22 protein-coding genes are annotated in these 16875 nt (G+C 62.3%); 11 read left to right on the forward strand and 11 right to left on the reverse strand.

Annotation, left to right across the window (positions count from 1 at the left end; translation table 11 throughout):
• Positions 1-39: 39 nt before the first annotated feature.
• The gene (locus ACP15N_RS05620; RefSeq protein ID WP_425091238.1) at positions 40-843 is read right to left on the reverse strand and encodes an ABC transporter permease; all 804 of its coding nucleotides are present in this window, start codon (positions 841-843) and stop codon (positions 40-42) included.
• Positions 844-986: 143 nt separating this feature from the next.
• On the opposite strand from ACP15N_RS05620, the gene ACP15N_RS05625 reads away from it, so the two are divergent.
• On the forward strand, positions 987-1577 hold the full coding sequence (locus ACP15N_RS05625; RefSeq protein WP_425091239.1) for a GcrA family cell cycle regulator: 591 nt from the start codon (positions 987-989) through the stop codon (positions 1575-1577).
• A 74-nt stretch (positions 1578-1651) separates the two neighbouring features.
• Here the strand turns inward: ACP15N_RS05625 and ACP15N_RS05630 are convergent, their stop codons facing one another.
• Entirely contained in the window at positions 1652-2293 is a 642-nt protein-coding gene (locus ACP15N_RS05630; protein WP_425091240.1) for a VPLPA-CTERM sorting domain-containing protein, read from the reverse strand.
• A gap of 247 nt (positions 2294-2540) precedes the next feature.
• Between ACP15N_RS05630 and rimO the strand changes: the two genes are divergently transcribed.
• Complete coding sequence (gene rimO / locus ACP15N_RS05635; protein ID WP_425091241.1) at positions 2541-3911, forward strand: 30S ribosomal protein S12 methylthiotransferase RimO; 1371 nt, start codon at positions 2541-2543, stop codon at positions 3909-3911.
• On the opposite strand, the gene ACP15N_RS05640 is transcribed toward rimO, so the two are convergent.
• Positions 3912-4235 carry a hypothetical protein gene (locus ACP15N_RS05640; RefSeq protein WP_425091242.1) on the reverse strand — a complete coding sequence of 108 codons (324 nt, stop codon included), beginning with the start codon at positions 4233-4235 and terminating at the stop codon, positions 3912-3914.
• A 71-nt stretch (positions 4236-4306) separates the two neighbouring features.
• Between ACP15N_RS05640 and cutA the strand changes: the two genes are divergently transcribed.
• Positions 4307-4624 carry a divalent-cation tolerance protein CutA gene (gene cutA, locus ACP15N_RS05645; RefSeq protein WP_425091243.1) on the forward strand — a complete coding sequence of 106 codons (318 nt, stop codon included), beginning with the start codon at positions 4307-4309 and terminating at the stop codon, positions 4622-4624.
• Here the strand turns inward: cutA and ACP15N_RS05650 are convergent.
• From ACP15N_RS05650 to ACP15N_RS05660, 3 genes are all read right to left on the reverse strand, one after another.
• A complete protein-coding gene (locus tag ACP15N_RS05650) occupies positions 4613-4936 on the reverse strand; it encodes a DUF6455 family protein (RefSeq protein ID WP_425091244.1) in 324 nt (107 codons plus the stop codon). The genes cutA and ACP15N_RS05650 overlap by 12 nt on opposite strands.
• A 95-nt stretch (positions 4937-5031) precedes the next feature.
• Positions 5032-5292, reverse strand: a complete 261-nt coding sequence (locus ACP15N_RS05655) for a DUF6455 family protein (protein WP_425091245.1) — start codon at positions 5290-5292, stop codon at positions 5032-5034.
• Between the two features lie 77 nt (positions 5293-5369).
• Positions 5370-6119 (reverse strand): M48 family metalloprotease, encoded by a 750-nt coding sequence (locus ACP15N_RS05660; protein ID WP_425091246.1) that lies wholly within the window; start codon positions 6117-6119, stop codon positions 5370-5372.
• A 117-nt stretch (positions 6120-6236) separates the two neighbouring features.
• Here ACP15N_RS05660 and ACP15N_RS05665 point away from each other — a divergent pair, with 117 nt between their 5' ends.
• The 4 genes from ACP15N_RS05665 to ACP15N_RS05680 all read left to right on the forward strand — a co-directional run bounded on the left by ACP15N_RS05665 (position 6237) and on the right by ACP15N_RS05680 (position 8322).
• Entirely contained in the window at positions 6237-6653 is a 417-nt protein-coding gene (locus ACP15N_RS05665) for a thiol-disulfide oxidoreductase DCC family protein (RefSeq protein ID WP_425091247.1), read from the forward strand.
• A gap of 9 nt (positions 6654-6662) precedes the next feature.
• Entirely contained in the window at positions 6663-6914 is a 252-nt protein-coding gene (locus ACP15N_RS05670) for a hypothetical protein (protein WP_425091248.1), read from the forward strand.
• Between the two features lie 125 nt (positions 6915-7039).
• Positions 7040-7633 carry a nitroreductase family protein gene (locus tag ACP15N_RS05675; RefSeq protein WP_425091249.1) on the forward strand — a complete coding sequence of 198 codons (594 nt, stop codon included), beginning with the start codon at positions 7040-7042 and terminating at the stop codon, positions 7631-7633.
• The gene (locus ACP15N_RS05680) at positions 7630-8322 is read left to right on the forward strand and encodes an EI24 domain-containing protein (protein WP_425091250.1); all 693 of its coding nucleotides are present in this window, start codon (positions 7630-7632) and stop codon (positions 8320-8322) included. The genes ACP15N_RS05675 and ACP15N_RS05680 overlap by 4 nt, the downstream gene beginning before the upstream one ends.
• On the opposite strand, the gene ACP15N_RS05685 is transcribed toward ACP15N_RS05680, so the two are convergent.
• On the reverse strand, positions 8323-9657 hold the full coding sequence (locus ACP15N_RS05685; protein WP_425091251.1) for a tetratricopeptide repeat protein: 1335 nt from the start codon (positions 9655-9657) through the stop codon (positions 8323-8325).
• Between the two features lie 139 nt (positions 9658-9796).
• On the opposite strand from ACP15N_RS05685, the gene ACP15N_RS05690 reads away from it, so the two are divergent.
• Both ACP15N_RS05690 and ACP15N_RS05695 read left to right on the forward strand, forming a co-directional pair.
• On the forward strand, positions 9797-10102 hold the full coding sequence (locus ACP15N_RS05690) for a hypothetical protein (RefSeq protein WP_425091252.1): 306 nt from the start codon (positions 9797-9799) through the stop codon (positions 10100-10102).
• Between the two features lie 32 nt (positions 10103-10134).
• Complete coding sequence (locus tag ACP15N_RS05695; RefSeq protein WP_425091604.1) at positions 10135-11856, forward strand: sulfatase-like hydrolase/transferase; 1722 nt, start codon at positions 10135-10137, stop codon at positions 11854-11856.
• 48 nt (positions 11857-11904) lie between these two features.
• Here ACP15N_RS05695 and ACP15N_RS05700 read toward each other — a convergent pair whose 3' ends face one another.
• Genes ACP15N_RS05700 through mce form a run of 3 tightly spaced genes read right to left on the reverse strand, consistent with a single transcriptional unit; the run spans position 11905 to position 13717 of the window.
• Complete coding sequence (locus tag ACP15N_RS05700; RefSeq protein WP_425091253.1) at positions 11905-12996, reverse strand: ABC transporter substrate-binding protein; 1092 nt, start codon at positions 12994-12996, stop codon at positions 11905-11907.
• Positions 12997-13018: 22 nt separating this feature from the next.
• Positions 13019-13306 carry a DUF1467 family protein gene (locus ACP15N_RS05705; protein WP_425091254.1) on the reverse strand — a complete coding sequence of 96 codons (288 nt, stop codon included), beginning with the start codon at positions 13304-13306 and terminating at the stop codon, positions 13019-13021.
• Positions 13307-13312: 6 nt separating this feature from the next.
• The gene (gene mce / locus ACP15N_RS05710) at positions 13313-13717 is read right to left on the reverse strand and encodes a methylmalonyl-CoA epimerase (protein ID WP_425091255.1); all 405 of its coding nucleotides are present in this window, start codon (positions 13715-13717) and stop codon (positions 13313-13315) included.
• A 149-nt stretch (positions 13718-13866) separates the two neighbouring features.
• On the opposite strand from mce, the gene ACP15N_RS05715 reads away from it, so the two are divergent.
• Positions 13867-14571 carry a response regulator gene (locus ACP15N_RS05715; protein ID WP_425091256.1) on the forward strand — a complete coding sequence of 235 codons (705 nt, stop codon included), beginning with the start codon at positions 13867-13869 and terminating at the stop codon, positions 14569-14571.
• A 183-nt stretch (positions 14572-14754) separates the two neighbouring features.
• The gene (locus tag ACP15N_RS05720; RefSeq protein WP_425091257.1) at positions 14755-14967 is read left to right on the forward strand and encodes a hypothetical protein; all 213 of its coding nucleotides are present in this window, start codon (positions 14755-14757) and stop codon (positions 14965-14967) included.
• Between the two features lie 12 nt (positions 14968-14979).
• Here the strand turns inward: ACP15N_RS05720 and aspS are convergent, their stop codons facing one another.
• Positions 14980-16857 (reverse strand): aspartate--tRNA ligase, encoded by a 1878-nt coding sequence (gene aspS / locus ACP15N_RS05725; RefSeq protein ID WP_425091258.1) that lies wholly within the window; start codon positions 16855-16857, stop codon positions 14980-14982.
• Between the last annotated feature and the right edge of the window lie 18 nt (positions 16858-16875).

A 16875-nucleotide genomic window follows, 5' to 3' on the forward strand; every position in this document is an offset into this window, starting at 1 on the left:
GTTAAGGATAGCTTTAGATCAGCCTTTTTTCAAACCCGATTACGGTTTCAGCCTGTAGCCTGTCCGAAACAACTGCCAGCAGATGAGCTTTACAACCGCTGCCGCACCCACGCAGACGGCAAAGCCCAGCATTGGCGGGCTGTCGGATACGCCGATCACCCCGTAACGCACCCCATCGATCATGTAGAACATCGGGTTGATGTGGCTGAGGGTCTGCATCAATGGCGGCATCGCCTCCAGCGAATAGAACGTGCCCGACAGGAAGCTGAGCGGCGTGATCACGAAATTGGTGATCGCGGCCATCTGGTCGAACTTGTTTGCGAAGATCGCAGCGATGATGCCAAGCCCGCCCAGAACGGTGGCCCCCGTCAGCACAAACAAAAGCAGCCAGACCGGGTGCGCGACCCCCATGCCCAGAACGAGGATCATCGCGATCAGGATAACGACCGCCACCAGAACACCTCGGATGATCCCTCCCAAAAGGTAGCCTGCCAGAAGCTCGCCTGCCGACAGCGGCGGCATCAGCGTGTCCACGATGTTGCCCTGCACCTTGGCCACCATGATCGAGGACGATGTATTCGCAAACGCGTTCTGGATCACGGTCATCATCAGGATGCCGGGGGCCACGAATTCCATGAAGGGCACGCCCATCACCTCGCCGCGGCGGGGGCCGATGGCGAGGCTGAAGATCAGGATGAAAAGCCCCGCTGTGACCAGCGGGCCGCCCACGGTCTGGGTCCAGACCGCCATGAACCGCCGCGTTTCACGCTCTGCCAGCGTGGCCACGCCAAGCCAGTTCACGCGCCCGAAGCGGCGCGTGCCCATCTGAAGTTGCTGTGACATGGGGCACTCCTGTCAACGCGCCGCTGACGGGCGCTTGTATCCTGCTTGTGGACCGGTAAAATAGCAGCAGAACAGAAAACTCCAAGGGGCGGGGTTGGGTCACGCAGACCCGACCCCGTCCTTTATCCTAGCCCGAGGTGGCCATGTCCTGGACTGACGAGCGCGTAGAAATCTTGAAGACCATGTGGGGCGAAGGCAAAAGCGCCAGCCAGATCGCCAAGGAGCTGGGCGGGGTGACCCGCAATGCCGTGATCGGCAAGGTGCACCGGCTGGGCCTGTCGAACCGCAATGGCGGTGCGAGCCCGGCCAAGGCCGCGCCGAAAGAAGCCGCCCGCGCCAAGGCCCCTGCGGCAGAGGCAAAGCCGACCACGCCCAAACCAGCACCCAAACCCGCGCGCGCACCCGAACCCGCCCCGGCAGCCGCCGCGGCCGCACCGGCGCCGACGCCGATGCGCAAGGCGATCGTGCCCGCCGGTCAGCCCCTGCCCCCCCAGCCCTCGGCGAACGAGATCAGCCCCGAGGCTCTGGCCTCCGTCCGCGAGGTGGAAAAGAAAGCCAAGAAGCTGAACCTGATGGAACTCACCGAACGGACCTGCAAGTGGCCCATCGGGGATCCGGCGACCGAAGAGTTCTGGTTCTGCGGCCTGCCCGTTCAGGCTGGCAAACCCTATTGCGAAGCGCATGTGGGCGTCGCGTTCCAGCCGATGTCGAGCCGCCGGGACCGCCGTCGCTGAAACCCGCTCCGAGCACGTCATGAAAAAAGGCGCCCGCTGGGGCGCCTTTTCTTTTCGGACTGACGTCTAAAGGGTCAGTTGGCTGCCTTGCGGCGCCGCGCTGCCCAGCCAAGACCGCCCATACCGGCCAGCAGCATGAGTGCCGGCGCGGGAAGCGGAACGGCAGACACCTGAAGGTTGTCGATCGCGCCGGACTGCTTGCCAAAGTCGAACGACACGCTGGTGATGCCCGTGAAGGCTGTCGACAGGCTGGCGAACTGGTTGTCCGCCGCCACGTTGACGGACGTGGACGACCCGTCGCTGGCCGTAACGGTCAGCGACACATCGTCAAAGGCGTCGAAGCCGGACAGTTTGACGGCCGAATCAAAGGTAAAGGTGATGATCCCGCCTTTGCCTTCGTCGTCCGGGTCGGAGCTGTCACCATCTTCGGAGATGATCAGCACATTGCCCGGAGACAGCGTGCCACCAAGACCATCGTTGAACGGCGCAGCAAGGTCGCCGTCGCCGCCTGTCGGGTTGTTGGTGTCGAAGATCATCGCGATATCGTTGTTGCCATTGCTGGAAACGCTGATTTCGAATCCGACGCCATCGACGGTGAAGCCTTGGGCCCCGGAGACAACGTCACCCGCCGAGAAGCTCTCGAAATCGATGACCGCTGCATTTGCAGCCGACGCAGCAAGAAAGATGCCGACGGCTGCGGTAGAAAGATATTTCATGATAGAGTCCACTCACAAACACTCAGAAAACACATCTGAGGTACCACATAAGTGCAGCGCGACAAGTGGTCGATTTTACTAATATCGACTTTTTTGCGATGACTTTTGGGTGACACTTGGCTTTTTGGACAGGTCATTCGCGCGGAAGTTGTTCCCACCGGAGGACGCTCCGCCCTAGGGAAGATACGCGGATGTCGCCGCAGAAGGCTCTTTTCCGACCTCGCGATTTAGGCGTATAGCGCAGGCCATGAGCACCAACCCCCCAAACCTGCGCCCCGATCTTGCCCCTGCGGCCCGGCTTGAGACCACGTCGCGGGATGGTCAGCCCAAAATCGGCATGGTCAGCCTGGGATGCCCGAAGGCGCTGGTGGACAGCGAGCGCATCCTGACGCGCCTGCGCGCAGAGGGGTATGCCATCAGCCCGGAGTACAGCGGTGCGGATGCCGTCATCGTCAACACTTGCGGGTTTCTGGACAGCGCCAAGGCCGAAAGCCTTGATGCGATCGGAGAGGCCCTGACGGAGAACGGTCGGGTGATAGTCACCGGGTGTCTGGGGGCGGAGCCCGATTACATCACAGGCGCGCACCCGTCGGTTCTGGCCGTGACGGGCCCACATCAATACGAACAGGTCCTGGATGCAGTGCATGCCGCTGTGCCGCCCAGTCCCGATCCGTATGTCGATCTGATCCCGGCGCAAAACGTGTCGCTGAGCCCGCGGCACTACAGCTACCTCAAGATTTCGGAAGGCTGTAACCACAAATGCAAGTTCTGCATCATTCCGGACATGCGCGGGCGTCTGGTCAGCCGCCCGGCTGCCGCCGTGGTGCGCGAGGCCGAAAAGCTGGTGGAGGCCGGGGTCCGCGAGTTGCTTGTGATCTCGCAGGACACCTCCGCCTATGGTGTGGACATCAAGCACGCTGAAGACCGGGGCCACCGCGCCCATATCACCGATCTGGCCCGCGATCTCGGCAGTTTGGGCGCGTGGGTGCGGTTGCACTACGTCTACCCCTACCCGCATGTGCGCGACCTGATCCCGCTGATGGCGGATGGGCTGGTCCTGCCCTATCTGGACATCCCGTTCCAGCACGCCCACCCGGAAACGCTGCGCCGCATGGCGCGACCGGCGGCAGCGGAACGCACGCTGGACCGGATCGCCGAGTGGCGGGGGATTTGCCCGGACATCACCCTGCGGTCGACCTTCATTGTCGGCTATCCCGGCGAAACCGAAGCCGAATTCCAAACCCTGCTGGACTGGCTGGACGAGGCACAACTGGACCGGGTCGGATGCTTTCAGTACGAAAATGTCGAAGGCGCCCGGGCGAATGCCCTGCCCGACCATGTGGCTGCGGAGGTCAAGCAAGACCGGTGGGAGCGGTTCATGGCAAAAGCACAGGCCATCTCTGCCGCCAAGTTGCAGGCCAAGGTCGGCGCACGCATGGACGTGATCGTCGACGAGGTGGACGCCGAGGCCGCGACCTGCCGCACGCAAGCCGACGCGCCCGAAATTGACGGGAACCTGTTCATAGACGCAGGGCACGAGGCCCTGAGTCCCGGACAGATCGTCACCGTGACCGTGGATGAAGCGTCCGAATACGACCTGTGGGGACGCCTCGACTGATCACCCGGTCGGGACCGAAAACAGGACGTAGCCTTGTGTCCGCGCGACCGCGACCGCGCCGGTCTCGGTCACGAACACGCCCAGATTCTCCATGTCTTCGGGGCACCCGACGAAATCCGCCGTGTGGTCGAGAAACTGGTTGGTATAGTCGTTCTCGCCGATGCGGCGGCACTGGTCGCCCGGCGCCCGGTAGCCATCACCAAAAAATGGCAGCGGATCGGTCGTGACGGTTTCCGGCGGCAACTCCAACCCACCCGGTGTCGGATCGGTCATCGGATCGCAGGCGGCAAGCGCGAGCAGGGCAAACAAAAGAACCGGTTTCATGGCAATGTCCTTCGGATAATGTGTCGTGAGCCTAGACCAACAATGCCCATCACCCAACACCGGAAACTGCCATGCCGCTGACCGTGTCCGTCACCTGCCCCGATCTGACCACCGCCCGCGCGCTTGCCAGAGCAGCGCTGGAGGCGCGTCTTGCGGCCTGCGCCAACATTCTGCCCGGGGTTGAAAGCCATTTCTGGTGGGACGGGGCGCTGGAACAGGACACAGAGGTTTTGCTGAGTTTCAAGACCGCCACCGCCCACCGTGACGCCCTTGTTGACGTGATCAACGCAGCGCACCCTTACGACCTGGCCGCAATAACGTGGTCAGACGACGGGGCTCCGGAAGCCGTTCATGACTGGATCGCGCAGGAGACCGCCTCAGGCGGCTGACGCTGCATCGACCATGGCGCAGGCGCGTTTCAGTGCGTCCATACGCCCCCGGTTCAGACAGCCTTCGGGTGGGATATCGGTGTCCTGGCCCGGAATCGCGAGCCAGTCCTTGCAACCCTCGGCCCAGGCGCATCCACGGCACCGTTGCACCATCCCTGCCCACTCCTCTTGCGACAGCAGTCCTTCGTCAAAGGCCCAGGCCAAGTCCACATGCGCGGTCTTGGCCATGCGCTGAACAAGCCAGTAGTGGTCGACCTCCTGCCCAAGTTGCTTGGGACAGGGCGAGGCTTGAGTTGATAAGGCACGTGTCATTGCAGGCTCCCTCTCCGCTGTTGGTTGGGTTGTGCCAAGATGCCGCGCGCGCTGCCTTGATGTGGGTCAAACCAGGCCTGCGCGGAGGGTCGAGCCTAGTCCGCCCGGGTGGCAAGCTTCGCCAGGGTGTCGCGGTTCACACAATACTCCGGCGCCTCCGCAAGACTCTGCGTGGCGCGCAACAGGCGTGCGCATGCCTCGGGGTTGGAGCACTTGGTGCAGCGCAGAACGAGGTCGGGAATGACATCGGGGGCCAGCGCGCCGCGCATCACGGATTCTTCGAGATCAACGCCCACATGGTCGGCCATCCGATCCACGAGCGAGGCATGTTTGCGCAGGGTTTCGGCGTTTTGCATTTGTGGTCTCTCCGTCAGGGGTCGCAGACAGAGTAGCCACTGGGTCATTCGCGTCCTTGCGCCAGATCAAGGCCGCATCAAAGCCCGGCAGCCACCTCGCGCACGACCCGAATACGATCGGCATTTGGGGGGTGAGAGCCTAGAAACTGATCGCCCGGGTCCGGCAGACGGTTAAAGAACGCAGCCCCGCGCACCGGATCGAAGCCCGCGCGCGCGGCGATGACCGTGCCCAGCGCGTCCGCTTCCAACTCGTTGGCCTTGGAATAGGTGCGCGCGCCCACGAACGCCCCCGCCTGCGCGGCCTGGTCGATGGCGGTCTGTCTGACCGCCTCGCTTGCGCCGCCGGTCAGGACAGACGCCAGAACGCTGCCCGCCAGCGCGCCCAGCGCAGCGTCCTGCTGCATCTGCGTCAGGTGCCCCGCGATGTGGTGCGCGGCCTCGTGCCCCAGCACGAAGGCCAGTTCGTCACGGTTGCGGGCATCGGCAATCAACGCGACGGTGAACACGATCAGCGGCTGTCCGTCTTCGGTCACGGTCTGAAACGCGTTGACCGGCTGGTCGGTGCGGGTATCGACCTGAATCAGGAAGTCGCAGTTGGTGTTTTGCGTGCGTGCGCGGCATTGTTGTTCCGCCACCGGTTCCACTTGCGCGACCACAGCGCTGAAATTGTCCACCGCCTGACGCGCGGTCACGCGGGGTTCCGCCGAAGCGACGGCCGGCCCGGGCGCCTGTGGAGGTGGCGCCGCAGTCGGCGCGACGGTACAGCCCGCAACCGCCAGAACGACGGAAATGAACGCGATGCGCGTGCAGATCATCATCTTGTGCATCCTTTCGCCCCCCTTGGCCGCCTGAGAGTGGCGGCACCATTGATTTAAGTTGCGGCGTTTGCGCCTGCCACCCCTGCGGGCCTTGGCAGAGGCGGGATGCGCCTTATTTCGCCGCGCATGACCGAGCAAACCAAAGCCGCCGCCGATATCGCCGTCCTTTACAACGCGTCCTGCCCTGTATGCAGGTCGGAGATTGCGCATTACGAGGCTTATGCCAGCACGCGCAACCTGCCCTTGCGGTTCGAGGACCTGGGAGACACAGACCTTTCGGCATGGGGTCTGACGGCAGATCAGGCCGCCCGCCGCCTGCATGTTCTGCACGACGGAGAGGTTCTGTCCGGCTTGCCGGCCTTCCGTGTTTTGTGGGCACAGATGCCGCGGTATCGCTGGCTTTCCCGCGTGACGGGGTGGCCGGTGATCCGCCCGGCGGCAGCGGCTGTCTACGATCACGTGCTTGCGCCCTTATTGTATCACTGGCATCGCAATCGTTATGCAGGTGCAGAAAAAACTGGAAAAGCGCGACGCGCACCTTAACGTTACATCATGTTTACGATTGAACACGAGTTCGATTCGACCGTGGTCACGCTGGTCGATGAGGGCGCACAAAACCTTCAGGAAGACGTTATTATCAACGCCTTCGAGGAATGTGTGACCCTTGAACAATTCGACCCGCGCACGGATCGGATGATGCGGGTGACGCTGTCTATTGCCCAACTCAACGACCTTGCGGCGGCACTCGATCTGCCCGAAGGCGTCTACCGGTTGCGGCGGGAACCCGCCAACGCGGTCGAGTAGCGCCCGGTCGGCACTGCGTCGCCAACCCGCAAGTTTCGCTTCTCAGATCATTGCCGGGTTGGGGTTGAAGCGGCGCGCAAAAAGGCCGACCTAGAGCGTGTTGACGATCGCCAAAGGTCCCATTCATGTCCGAAATCCGCCCTCTGTCTCCGCTGCCACAGGTGCTTGAATTCCTGCGCACGCGTCGGTCCCGCCCGGCAAAGACCCTGCGCGCACCCTATCCGGACCGCGCCACCGTGGCGGAGTTGCTGGAGATAGCCGCCCGTACGCCGGATCACGGCAAGCTGGAACCGTGGCGCTTCATCGTGCTGACACAGGGGGCGCTAACACGGCTTGCCGATCTGGCAGAGGCGCGTGGAACCGATCTGGGGATCGACCCCGACAAGGTCGCAAAGGCGCGCGCGAGTTTCGACACCGCGGGGTGCATCGTGGCGGTGGTCGCCAGTCCGAAACCGTCGGAGAAGATCCCCCAGTTGGAACAAACGCTGTCGGCGGGCGCCGTGTGTCTGGCCCTTGTCAACGCCGCACAGGCGGCGGGATGGGGTGCGAATTGGCTGAGCGGGTTTGCTGCGCATGATCAGGAGTTCCGAGCGCAGGGCCTTGGCCTCACGCCAGAAGAAACAGTCGCAGGGTTCATCCATCTCGGTACCGAAGGCGCGGTCCCCCCGGACCGCCCCCGCCCAGATACCGCTGCCTTGACAGACTGGGTATCGACATGATCCTCACATCGTTTTCACGCGCCTTGGCGCAGTTGCCGGACGCGGCCTTTCGCCGGGTACTTCTGATCGGGATCGGGGCCACGATCGGATTGCTGGCGGCGATTACCTGGGGCTTCGTGCTGCTGATCGGTTGGCTGGTTCCCGAGGCGTTCAGCCTGCCCTGGATCGGTGAGATCACGTGGGTCGACGATGTGGCATCGGGCCTGGGGATCGGTGCGATGCTGGTCCTTTCGGTGTTTCTGATGGTGCCGGTCGCGTCGGCCTTCACCGGCCTTTTCCTCGAAGATATCGCCGATGCGGTAGAGGCGAAATACTATCCCGCGAGTGGCCACGCGCCACGCACCCCGATGGCCGAGGGGCTGCGCGATACACTGTCGTTTCTGGGCGTTCTGATCGTCGTGAACCTGGCCGCGTTGGTACTTTACCTGATGTTCGCGCCGCTCGCGCCCGTGATCTTCTGGGCGCTGAACGGGTTTCTGCTGGGGCGGGAATACTTTCAGGTCACAGCCATGAGGCGACTGGGGCGCGAAGGAGCCGCACGGATGCGCAAGAAACACATCATCACGATATGGCTCGCGGGCACCCTGATGGCGGTGCCGCTGACGATCCCGCTGGTGAACCTGCTGGTGCCTGTGCTGGGTGCGGCAACCTTCACACATCTCTACCATGCGCTGGACAGCAGCAGGTGATCAGAGCGCGCCGTCCGGCGCCTGCCACCCTGCGGCTTCCAAAGGTGTCAGCACCTGCTCTGCCAGTGTCGGCTCCGCATACAACCGGTTGATGCCGATATCCGGGCGCGCGTCCGGCCATGTCGTGCTCAGTTCCTGCGCATAGGCCTGTGCCTGCGCGACGTTGCCTGCCTTCTGATTTGCGGAGACGAGGTAGACAAGCGTCAACGGGCTTACGGGATCACCGTTTTGAATGGCCGTTTCAATGGACGCGATGGCGGCTTCGTAATCCCCGAGATGGTACAGCGCGACTGCGCGAATGTTGCTGCGGGCAAACTTGACACTGCCAAAGTCACGCGGGATGCCCGGGTCGGTCGCCGCCAGAGCCGTTTGGAAATCGCCCGTCACCGTGGCAATTGTAGCCCGGAAATCGAGAACATTACCGTCGCTTGGCCCGAGCTTCGCAGCCAGGGCTGACAGGCGCTCAGCCTCTGCATAGTCCCGTTTGGCGTAAGCGGCCCACGCTGCCGCAGATTGGCTCCAGCCATCGGTCGGGGCCAGATCGACTGCGCGCCGCGCGGAGCGCGCTGCATGTTCGATCAGCGTTTCCCGCTGCGCTCCGGTCCCCGATAGCAGCGCCAGGGTGGCCTGCGCATGGGCAAGCCCGGCATACCCGCATGACAGACCCGGATCTGTTTCGCTGGCCCGCCGAAAGATCGCGATGGCCGTTTGCTGGCTTTCCACATCGGCAATCGGAAACAGGAACCCACGGGCCTGGTCGCACAAGTTGGCGGCCTGTACGGCGGCTGCGGATTTGGCGGCCAGCGCTTGCCGTTCAATTTCACGGGCGCTCTCGGGGGGGGCAACGGAGGCTGCGCGCTGCGCGGTCCAGAAGACCCCTGCGCCAACTGCCAGAGCGAGCGCTGCGGCAGAGCCGAGCATCACCGAAACGCGGCGCCTGTTCGGCACCGCTGGTTCGGGCGTTGGCACCGCCGGATGAACCGACGGCACGAACCGCGGGGCGTACCCCCCCGGATCCATCACGATCCTCAGCGGATCGGCCGCGCCTTCGGCTGCGTAGAACGCCTCCAGTTTGCGCCGCAACCGGCCGGCATCCACACGCACGAGGTTTTCAGCCGTTTCGGTCCGCGACGGGTCGCGGTCATAGACATCCTGCGCGATGGTCTTGCCGAGGATCGCTTCCCCGCGTCCCGCAAGCGCCTCCTCGACGATATAGGACAGAAACGCCTTGAGCCGTTCGGACCGCGCAAACGCGTCACTGCGCACAACACGGGCCAGTGCCCGCCGAATGTCATCTGGCGCCTCATCAGGATCGAGATCTGTCGGAGCCGTCACGCCGCCCCCCATAAGCCGCTGACATCAAAATGAATTCCGGACCGCCAGCTCGCCTTGTCACCCCCGTGTCACGGTAAAACACTCCGGCGTGCCTTGGTCACGGATCATAGTACCCGTAGACCAGCGCGCAAGGCACCCGATGCAATTCGAAGACCTCGATACCAGCTTTTTCCAACGGCGCGCGCTGATCGCAAGGCTGCGCAGCCAGATGCCCGTATTCGACGAGATTTGCCGCGATTACTGCGCGATGCATGACGAGCTTGTGCGCATCGAAAATCAGGTGAGCCCGGTCGACACCGTCTGGCGGGCAAGTGTGACAGAGACTCTCGCGGCCCTGCACGAGGAAATCGCCGCAACGCTGGAAGATCAGGCCGCGTGCCTTGAGCGCGTGGCGCCCCCGTACGCCCCACAAAAGAAGACGATCCAGAAACGGAGAAAGACATGAGAGAAAAACATCCAAAACGCCTTTTGGGCAGAGTGATAGGGGGGGCTGCACTCACGGCCGCCCTCACACCACTTTCCGGAGCGGCCCTCGCCCAAGACGGCGAGATCGTTCATGACGCCGAATACTACGTTCTCGAAGCCCAGAACGGCGAGGTTTGGGCGGCCGAAGACGAAGCTCTTCAGGCGCGGCTGGCGGAACTGGAAGAGCGTTTCGGCACACCGCCGAACCTGATCCACATCATGTGGGACGATACCGCCTATGGCGACCTGGGCATTCCGGCCATCCAAGCGGTGCGCGGTCTCGATACCCCGAACATCAACAAGCTGGCCGAAGACGGCATGATGTTCACCCGGATGTACACCGAGGTCGGCTGCACCCCCAGCCGCGCCGCCGCCGCGACCGGCCGCATGGCGATCCGGTCGGGCATGTACAATATCGGCATGCTGCAGGAGAGCCATGGCCTGCACGCAGACGAGGTGACGATGGCCGAGGTGCTGGGTGCGGCGGGCTATAACACCGCGTTCTACGGCAAATGGCATTTGGGCGATATCGAGCAGAGCTATCCGCACAATCAGGGTTTCGACGAGGCGCTCTTCACCGGCTACAACCAGATCCTGTCGCTCAACACACGCGAAGCCGAACAGGGCAATGGGTCCATCGGGCTTTTTGAGGATATGCTCGCCGAAAACCCGTACAAGCTCGACGACACGTTCGTCACCAAAGATTGGGTGATGGTGGCCGAGGGCACTAAGGGCGGTGAAACGCTGCAATGGCGCGACAATACCCACGATTCCTATCAAATGATCGACGATGAAGGTCTGGACCGCATGTTCGCCTTTATGGAGCGCAGTGTCGAAGCGGGCGAGCCCTTCTACGTCGCCAACTGGCCGATCATGACGAGCTTTCTGCCTACGGAGCCGAAATGCGCTGTTGCGCGCGCGATCCTGCAGGACGGGCTGCAATGCGTCGTTGATCCGATGATTGCGAACATTCGGGCCAAGCTCGAAGAGTTGGGGATCGCCGAGAACACCTTGATCGTCGCAATGGCTGATAATGGGCCGATGTCGCACAATCCACCCCCGGGTACAGGTTTTGCGGAAACGATCTTCCGCGGCGGCAAGGGTGACTTCCTTGAAGGTGGCGTGCGCGTTCCGGCCTTCGCTGTCTGGCCGGGTATGATCGAGCCGGGGTCGCTGCCCGGTGATATGATACACATCACCGACCTGTTCACGACCTTCGCAAGTCTCGGCGGGGCGCTGGAGAACGTTCCGACCGATCGCGTGATCGACGGATTGGACCAAACTTCTCTGCTGCTAAACGGCGACGGTCACAGCCGTCGCGACTACACCTTCACCTATGCCGGACCAATGCTCGGTGCGATCGTAAAGGGCAATTACAAGCGCCACTTCATCTCGCCCGACCCGGTGGGGGATGCGAGCGGCATTCCGGCGGCGTTCTACTTCCTGCCGTCCGATCCGCGGGAGGTGCAGCCGATGCTGACGAACCTCATCCATCTGAAGCGGCCCTTCAACCGGATGCGCCTGCGCCACGATCTGTGGAAGGACCGCTACCCGGATCGTCCGGAAACCCACGGAATCCCGTGGACCGGCATTGCCAACGCGTCGGAGCAATTGCAGCGCGAACAGAACCCGCAACTGGTTCTGGGTGATCTACCGTTCGATCCGCTGGAATACATCGAGCATCTGGACGAACTGCCTTTCGATCCCGCTGGCGATCCGAGCATCGGTCAGTAACCACTTCGATCAGAACACAAACCGGGCGCCTAGCGCCCGGTTTTTCGTTCAGCTTTCCTCGAATGCCATCGATTCGGGCAGGAACACCTCGTCCAGTGTCAGCACGCGGGACGCCAGACCCTGACGGTGAGAGTAATCGAACAGTTTTTCAAAGGTCGCGCGGTTTGCGTCCATGCCTAAGGGGTAGAAATTCCGCCCCATCAACCGCCGCGTGTCTTCGACTTCCGCGCCATACCAGGGCAGCATATCGGTGGCCCAGGTGATCCGGTCCTTCTCCCGATAGGCCAACGACTTGGCTTCCGAATAGGCATCAAACACGGCCCGCGCGAGCCACGGATGCGCGTCTGCGGTATCTCGTCGGATGGCGAGCACGTGCATGATCGGAAAAATACCGGTCCGCGCAAAGTAGTCCTGCTCAACACTGCGGACGTCCGGAAACAGACGCTCGATCCTTGGATCACCATCGATGAAGGCCGCCGGAGTTGCAGCGTGAAAAAGCGCATCGACGTGGCCGGTCAACAAAAGCTGGCTTTCGTCCATCCCTTCGGGTCCGACCTCCGCAACGATACCTTCCGGAACGATCCCTTCCTGTGCCGAGATATTGCCTGCGGCACTTGCGGAACTGTCCGCGTTCGAGATGACCCAGGTCATGTCAGACGGGGCGACCCCGTATTCATCCTCCATGATGCCACGGATCCAAGTCAGCGACGTGGAAGAGTACCCCGGCGTGCCGACGCGACGCCCCACGAGGTCTTCGGGGCGGGTGATGCCCGCGTCTGCATTCACGAAAACACTCTTGTGCCGGAACTGGCGCAAGAGCGGGATGGGCAGCAGGGCGTAGTCGCGGAACCCCTCGTTCGCAAAAGCCAGCATGAAGGGGTGCAAGCCAAGCTCCGTGATCTCACGCGTACCAGTTCCCGTGAAGGCGGCGGTATTCATGTCCCCGATGGCGTCTTCGTGAAACGTGGCGGTCACCCCCTCGATCCGGACCCGTCCATCGAACAGCGCCGCTGTCCGGTCAAGCCTGTAGCTTGAAACATCGATCGAGAGCGGCGTCTGTGCGTGCCCCTTGGTGCGCAACAGCGCTGGGGCCGCCAGAAAAGCCGCTCCTGCCATCACCACGGTTCTGCGATCTGTCATGCTGCCCCCCGACGAGACGGGCCTATTCGAGCGGGGCAAGTCCGCCGCCAAAGCGGTTGAACAGGTCGAAGTCATCCACCGTGATCATGCCCGAGAGGATAATCGCACAAAGCGGGACCCAGATGACGACCGCGACGATCGAAGTGATCTTGATCTTGCGCTTCATGTTGATGTGCGCGGGGGCGCCTGCGGGGGTGCCCATGGTGACCTTGCCGGTATCGCCCTGGGTCTGCATGCGGATCGGCAGGACGACAAACAGCGTCATGAACCAGATGACGGCCAGCAGTACGAGGGCGGATGTTATCCCCATCTGCGATCAGACCTGTTCCAGCTCGACAAGCGTGCCGTTGAAATCCTTGGGATGCAGGAACAGAACGGGCTTGCCGTGGGCGCCGATCTTGGGCTCGCCAGTGCCCAGAACGCGCGCGCCGTCGGCCTTCAGGCGGTCACGCGCCTCCAGGATGTCGTCAACCTCGTAGCAGATGTGATGGATGCCGCCCGCCGGGTTTTTCTCAAGGAAACCGGCAATCGGGGAGTCGTCCCCAAGCGGATACAAAAGCTCGATCTTGGTGTTCGGCAGCTCGATGAACACCACCGTCACGCCATGATCCGGCTCGTCCTGCGGTGCGTTCACCTTGGCCCCGAGGGTCCCGGAATACTGTTTGGAGGCGGCCTCCAGGTCGGGGACAGCGATAGCAACGTGGTTCAGACGACCGATCATCGAAGTGCTCCTGCAATACGTGACATTCTGGAGCCTTATGGCCCTTGAAAAGCGCGCAGGCAACTAGGCTTGAGAGCTTGTCAGCGGCGCATTTACGACCTGTTCACCAATACCGGCAAAGCTTTGGGGAGATTCGAAGGAAGGCTGCCATGGACGATGCTCCTGATCCCCTTGCCGTAACCCTACGCCCCACCGCCGCCCGCCCGTTGCTGGGTGTAACGGTGTTGCTGGTCGAAGACAGCCGATATGCCTCCGAGGCGATGCGCCTCCTGTGCCTGCGGTCCGGCGCACGGTTGCGGCGCGCGGACTGCCTGCGATCCGCGCAGCGACACCTCAAGACCTATCGCCCGACCGTTGCGATCATCGATCTGGGTCTGCCTGACGGCGAAGGGGTCGATCTGATCGAGGAACTGGCGACATCCGTACCGCGGCTGCCGGTCATCCTCGGTTTTTCCGGCGCGCTGGAGGGGGAAGACGCCGCACTGGCCGCCGGGGCGGACGGGTTTCTGGCCAAACCCCTGACACGCCTTGCGGAATTCCAGCAAACCTTGCTCGCGCACTTGCCCGAGCAGGCGCGCCCGGGCGGCCCACGGTCCTTGCCTGAAACGGTGGTGGAACCTGATGGCCTTGCCTTGCAGGACGATCTTGCCCACGTGCGCAGCCTTCTTACCGATGACGATGACCCGGTTGCGCGCGCCTACTCCGCCCAGTTCCTGCAGGCGCTGGCGGTGTCAGCCTCCGATGCGTCGCTGGCTGAGGCCGCACGAAGTCTGTCGCAGGATGGCGCGCCGGCATCGATCACACGGGTGCGGATGATCCTTGACTCGCGCATGCGACCACGACAGGCTGTCTAAACGCATAGGTTGTATTTGTATCGGCAGTTTCCCGCCTAAACGCAATTCTGCCACATTTTGGACATTCGGCAGTCACAGCTCACAACGACCATTCGGGGCACAGAAAATAAAAAAAGTTCCCGAGACCGAAACAAAAACCACGGCTCGATCATTGAGAACGCGCAGTACATAGGAGGGGTCCCCATGATCCAGAAATTTAAGACTACGATTTACAGCGTGAACAATCCGCCGATTACATCGATCGCGGCGAATGTTATCCTCGGCCTTGCAATGCTTGGCGCAGTTCTGATCGGAACGAACGATTTTTCCGTTCGGTCACTGGCCTACGATCTTGGCGAAACACTGGAAGTGCAAGGCACGCTCAGCGCGTCCCCGGCACTCGGCTCGGCGCACTAGAAACCGTGCTTGTCACTCCTGCGGGATGACGCGCAGGCCGAGTTCGCGCAGTTGTTCGCCTGTCGGATCCGACGGAGCGTTCATCATGAGGTCTTCGGCCCGCTGGTTCATCGGGAACATGATAACCTCTCGGATGTTCGCGGTGTCGGCCAGCAGCATGACGATGCGGTCGATCCCCGCCGCACAGCCGCCATGCGGAGGTGGGCCGTATTTGAACGCGTTGACCATTCCGCCAAAGCGTTTCTCGACCTCATCCGCGCCATAGCCCGCAATCTCGAATGCCTTGTACATCACGTCGAGCTTGTGGTTCCGGATCGCCCCGGACACCAGTTCGTACCCGTTGCATGCCAAGTCATACTGATAGCCCAGCACGTCTAGCGGATCGCCTGACAAGGCGTCCATCCCGCCCTGCGGCATGGAAAACGGGTTGTGCGAGAAGTCGATCTTGCCCTCGTCATCCTTCTCGTACATCGGGAAGTCGACGATCCAGGCAAAGGCGAACCGGTCCTGATCGACCAGACCCAGTTCTTCGCCGATCACGGTGCGCGCACGACCCGCGACACCCTCGAATGTCTCGGGCTTGCCGCCAAGGAAGAACGCCGCGTCTCCGCCTTTAAGGCCGAGTTGCTGGCGGATCGCCTCGGTCCGTTCGGGTCCGATATTCTTGGCAAGCGGCCCCGCTGGCTCGAAATACTCTCTGGGTACTGCATCCGCTTGAGACAACAAGCCATCAGCCTGCTGAGACATAATCGTGCTATACAAAGGGTGCTTTTCAAGTTCAGCAAACACCTCATTTGGCACAACGGCGGGTCTCCAGAAGATGTAGCCCATGCCCGGCAGGCCCTGTTCTTGCGCGAACTTGTTCATGCGGTCACAGAACTTGCGCGAGCCGCCGCCCGGCGCCGGGATGGCGCGAATCTCGGTGCCATCCTGCTCCAGCAGTTTCGCGAAAATCGCGAAACCAGAGCCGCGAAAGTGGTCGGAGACCACTTGCATCTTGATCGGGTTGCGGAGATCGGGCTTGTCGGTGCCGTACCAGAGCGCGGCATCGCGATAGCTGATCTGCGGCCAGTCCTGATCGACCTTGCGACCGCCACCAAACTCCTCGAAAAGGCCCTTGATCACCGGCTGGATCGTGTCGAACACGTCCTGCTGATTGACGAAGCTCATCTCCAGATCAAGCTGGTAGAAATCGGTCGGTGAGCGGTCGGCGCGCGGGTCCTCGTCGCGGAAACACGGGGCGATCTGGAAATATTTGTCGAACCCGCCCACCATGATGAGCTGCTTGAATTGCTGCGGGGCCTGCGGCAGCGCGTAAAACTTGCCGGGATGGAGGCGCGAGGGCACCAGAAAATCGCGCGCGCCCTCGGGGCTGGAGGCGGTGATGATCGGCGTCTGAAACTCGGTGAAGTCGATGTCCCACATCCGCTTTCGGATGGATTGCACAACCTTCGATCGCAGCATGATATTGTCGTGCAGGCTCTCACGGCGCAGGTCGAGAAAGCGGTACTTCAGACGCGTTTCCTCCGGGTACTCCTGATCGCCGAAAACAGGCAGGGGCAGTTCGTCCGCCGTGCCCAGAACCTCCATGTCGCGGATAAACACCTCGACCTCGCCGGTCGGGATCTTGGGGTTGATCAGGCTCTCGTCACGCGCCTTTACCGTGCCGTCGATGCGGATACACCATTCGGACCGGACTTTCTCAACCTCTGTAAACACCGGGCTGTCGGGATCGCAAAGCACCTGCGTCATCCCGTAATGGTCGCGCAGGTCGATGAACAGAACGCCTCCGTGGTCGCGCACGCGGTGCACCCAACCGGACAGGCGAACGGTCTGGCCGACAGCGTCTTTCGTCAGATCGGCGCAGGAATGGGTGCGATAGGCGTGCATGGAGGTCCCCGAAACTCT

This window comes from Tropicimonas sp. S265A, assembly GCF_049800835.1.
Taxonomy (GTDB): Bacteria; Pseudomonadota; Alphaproteobacteria; order Rhodobacterales; family Rhodobacteraceae; genus Dinoroseobacter.

Excerpts from the sequence above, each read along its gene's own strand:
- ACP15N_RS05620 (WP_425091238.1), bottom strand. The coding sequence starts at position 843 with ATGTCACAGCAACTTCAGATGGGCACGCGCCGCTTCGGGCGCGTGAAC.
- ACP15N_RS05625 (WP_425091239.1), top strand. The coding sequence starts at position 987 with ATGTCCTGGACTGACGAGCGCGTAGAAATCTTGAAGACCATGTGGGGC.
- ACP15N_RS05630 (WP_425091240.1), bottom strand. The coding sequence starts at position 2,293 with ATGAAATATCTTTCTACCGCAGCCGTCGGCATCTTTCTTGCTGCGTCG.
- rimO (WP_425091241.1), top strand. The coding sequence starts at position 2,541 with ATGAGCACCAACCCCCCAAACCTGCGCCCCGATCTTGCCCCTGCGGCC.
- ACP15N_RS05640 (WP_425091242.1), bottom strand. The coding sequence starts at position 4,235 with ATGAAACCGGTTCTTTTGTTTGCCCTGCTCGCGCTTGCCGCCTGCGAT.
- cutA (WP_425091243.1), top strand. The coding sequence starts at position 4,307 with ATGCCGCTGACCGTGTCCGTCACCTGCCCCGATCTGACCACCGCCCGC.
- ACP15N_RS05650 (WP_425091244.1), bottom strand. The coding sequence starts at position 4,936 with ATGACACGTGCCTTATCAACTCAAGCCTCGCCCTGTCCCAAGCAACTT.
- ACP15N_RS05655 (WP_425091245.1), bottom strand. The coding sequence starts at position 5,292 with ATGCAAAACGCCGAAACCCTGCGCAAACATGCCTCGCTCGTGGATCGG.
- ACP15N_RS05660 (WP_425091246.1), bottom strand. The coding sequence starts at position 6,119 with ATGCACAAGATGATGATCTGCACGCGCATCGCGTTCATTTCCGTCGTT.
- ACP15N_RS05665 (WP_425091247.1), top strand. The coding sequence starts at position 6,237 with ATGACCGAGCAAACCAAAGCCGCCGCCGATATCGCCGTCCTTTACAAC.
- ACP15N_RS05670 (WP_425091248.1), top strand. The coding sequence starts at position 6,663 with ATGTTTACGATTGAACACGAGTTCGATTCGACCGTGGTCACGCTGGTC.
- ACP15N_RS05675 (WP_425091249.1), top strand. The coding sequence starts at position 7,040 with ATGTCCGAAATCCGCCCTCTGTCTCCGCTGCCACAGGTGCTTGAATTC.
- ACP15N_RS05680 (WP_425091250.1), top strand. The coding sequence starts at position 7,630 with ATGATCCTCACATCGTTTTCACGCGCCTTGGCGCAGTTGCCGGACGCG.
- ACP15N_RS05690 (WP_425091252.1), top strand. The coding sequence starts at position 9,797 with ATGCAATTCGAAGACCTCGATACCAGCTTTTTCCAACGGCGCGCGCTG.
- ACP15N_RS05700 (WP_425091253.1), bottom strand. The coding sequence starts at position 12,996 with ATGACAGATCGCAGAACCGTGGTGATGGCAGGAGCGGCTTTTCTGGCG.
- ACP15N_RS05705 (WP_425091254.1), bottom strand. The coding sequence starts at position 13,306 with ATGGGGATAACATCCGCCCTCGTACTGCTGGCCGTCATCTGGTTCATG.
- mce (WP_425091255.1), bottom strand. The coding sequence starts at position 13,717 with ATGATCGGTCGTCTGAACCACGTTGCTATCGCTGTCCCCGACCTGGAG.
- ACP15N_RS05715 (WP_425091256.1), top strand. The coding sequence starts at position 13,867 with ATGGACGATGCTCCTGATCCCCTTGCCGTAACCCTACGCCCCACCGCC.
- ACP15N_RS05720 (WP_425091257.1), top strand. The coding sequence starts at position 14,755 with ATGATCCAGAAATTTAAGACTACGATTTACAGCGTGAACAATCCGCCG.
- aspS (WP_425091258.1), bottom strand. The coding sequence starts at position 16,857 with ATGCACGCCTATCGCACCCATTCCTGCGCCGATCTGACGAAAGACGCT.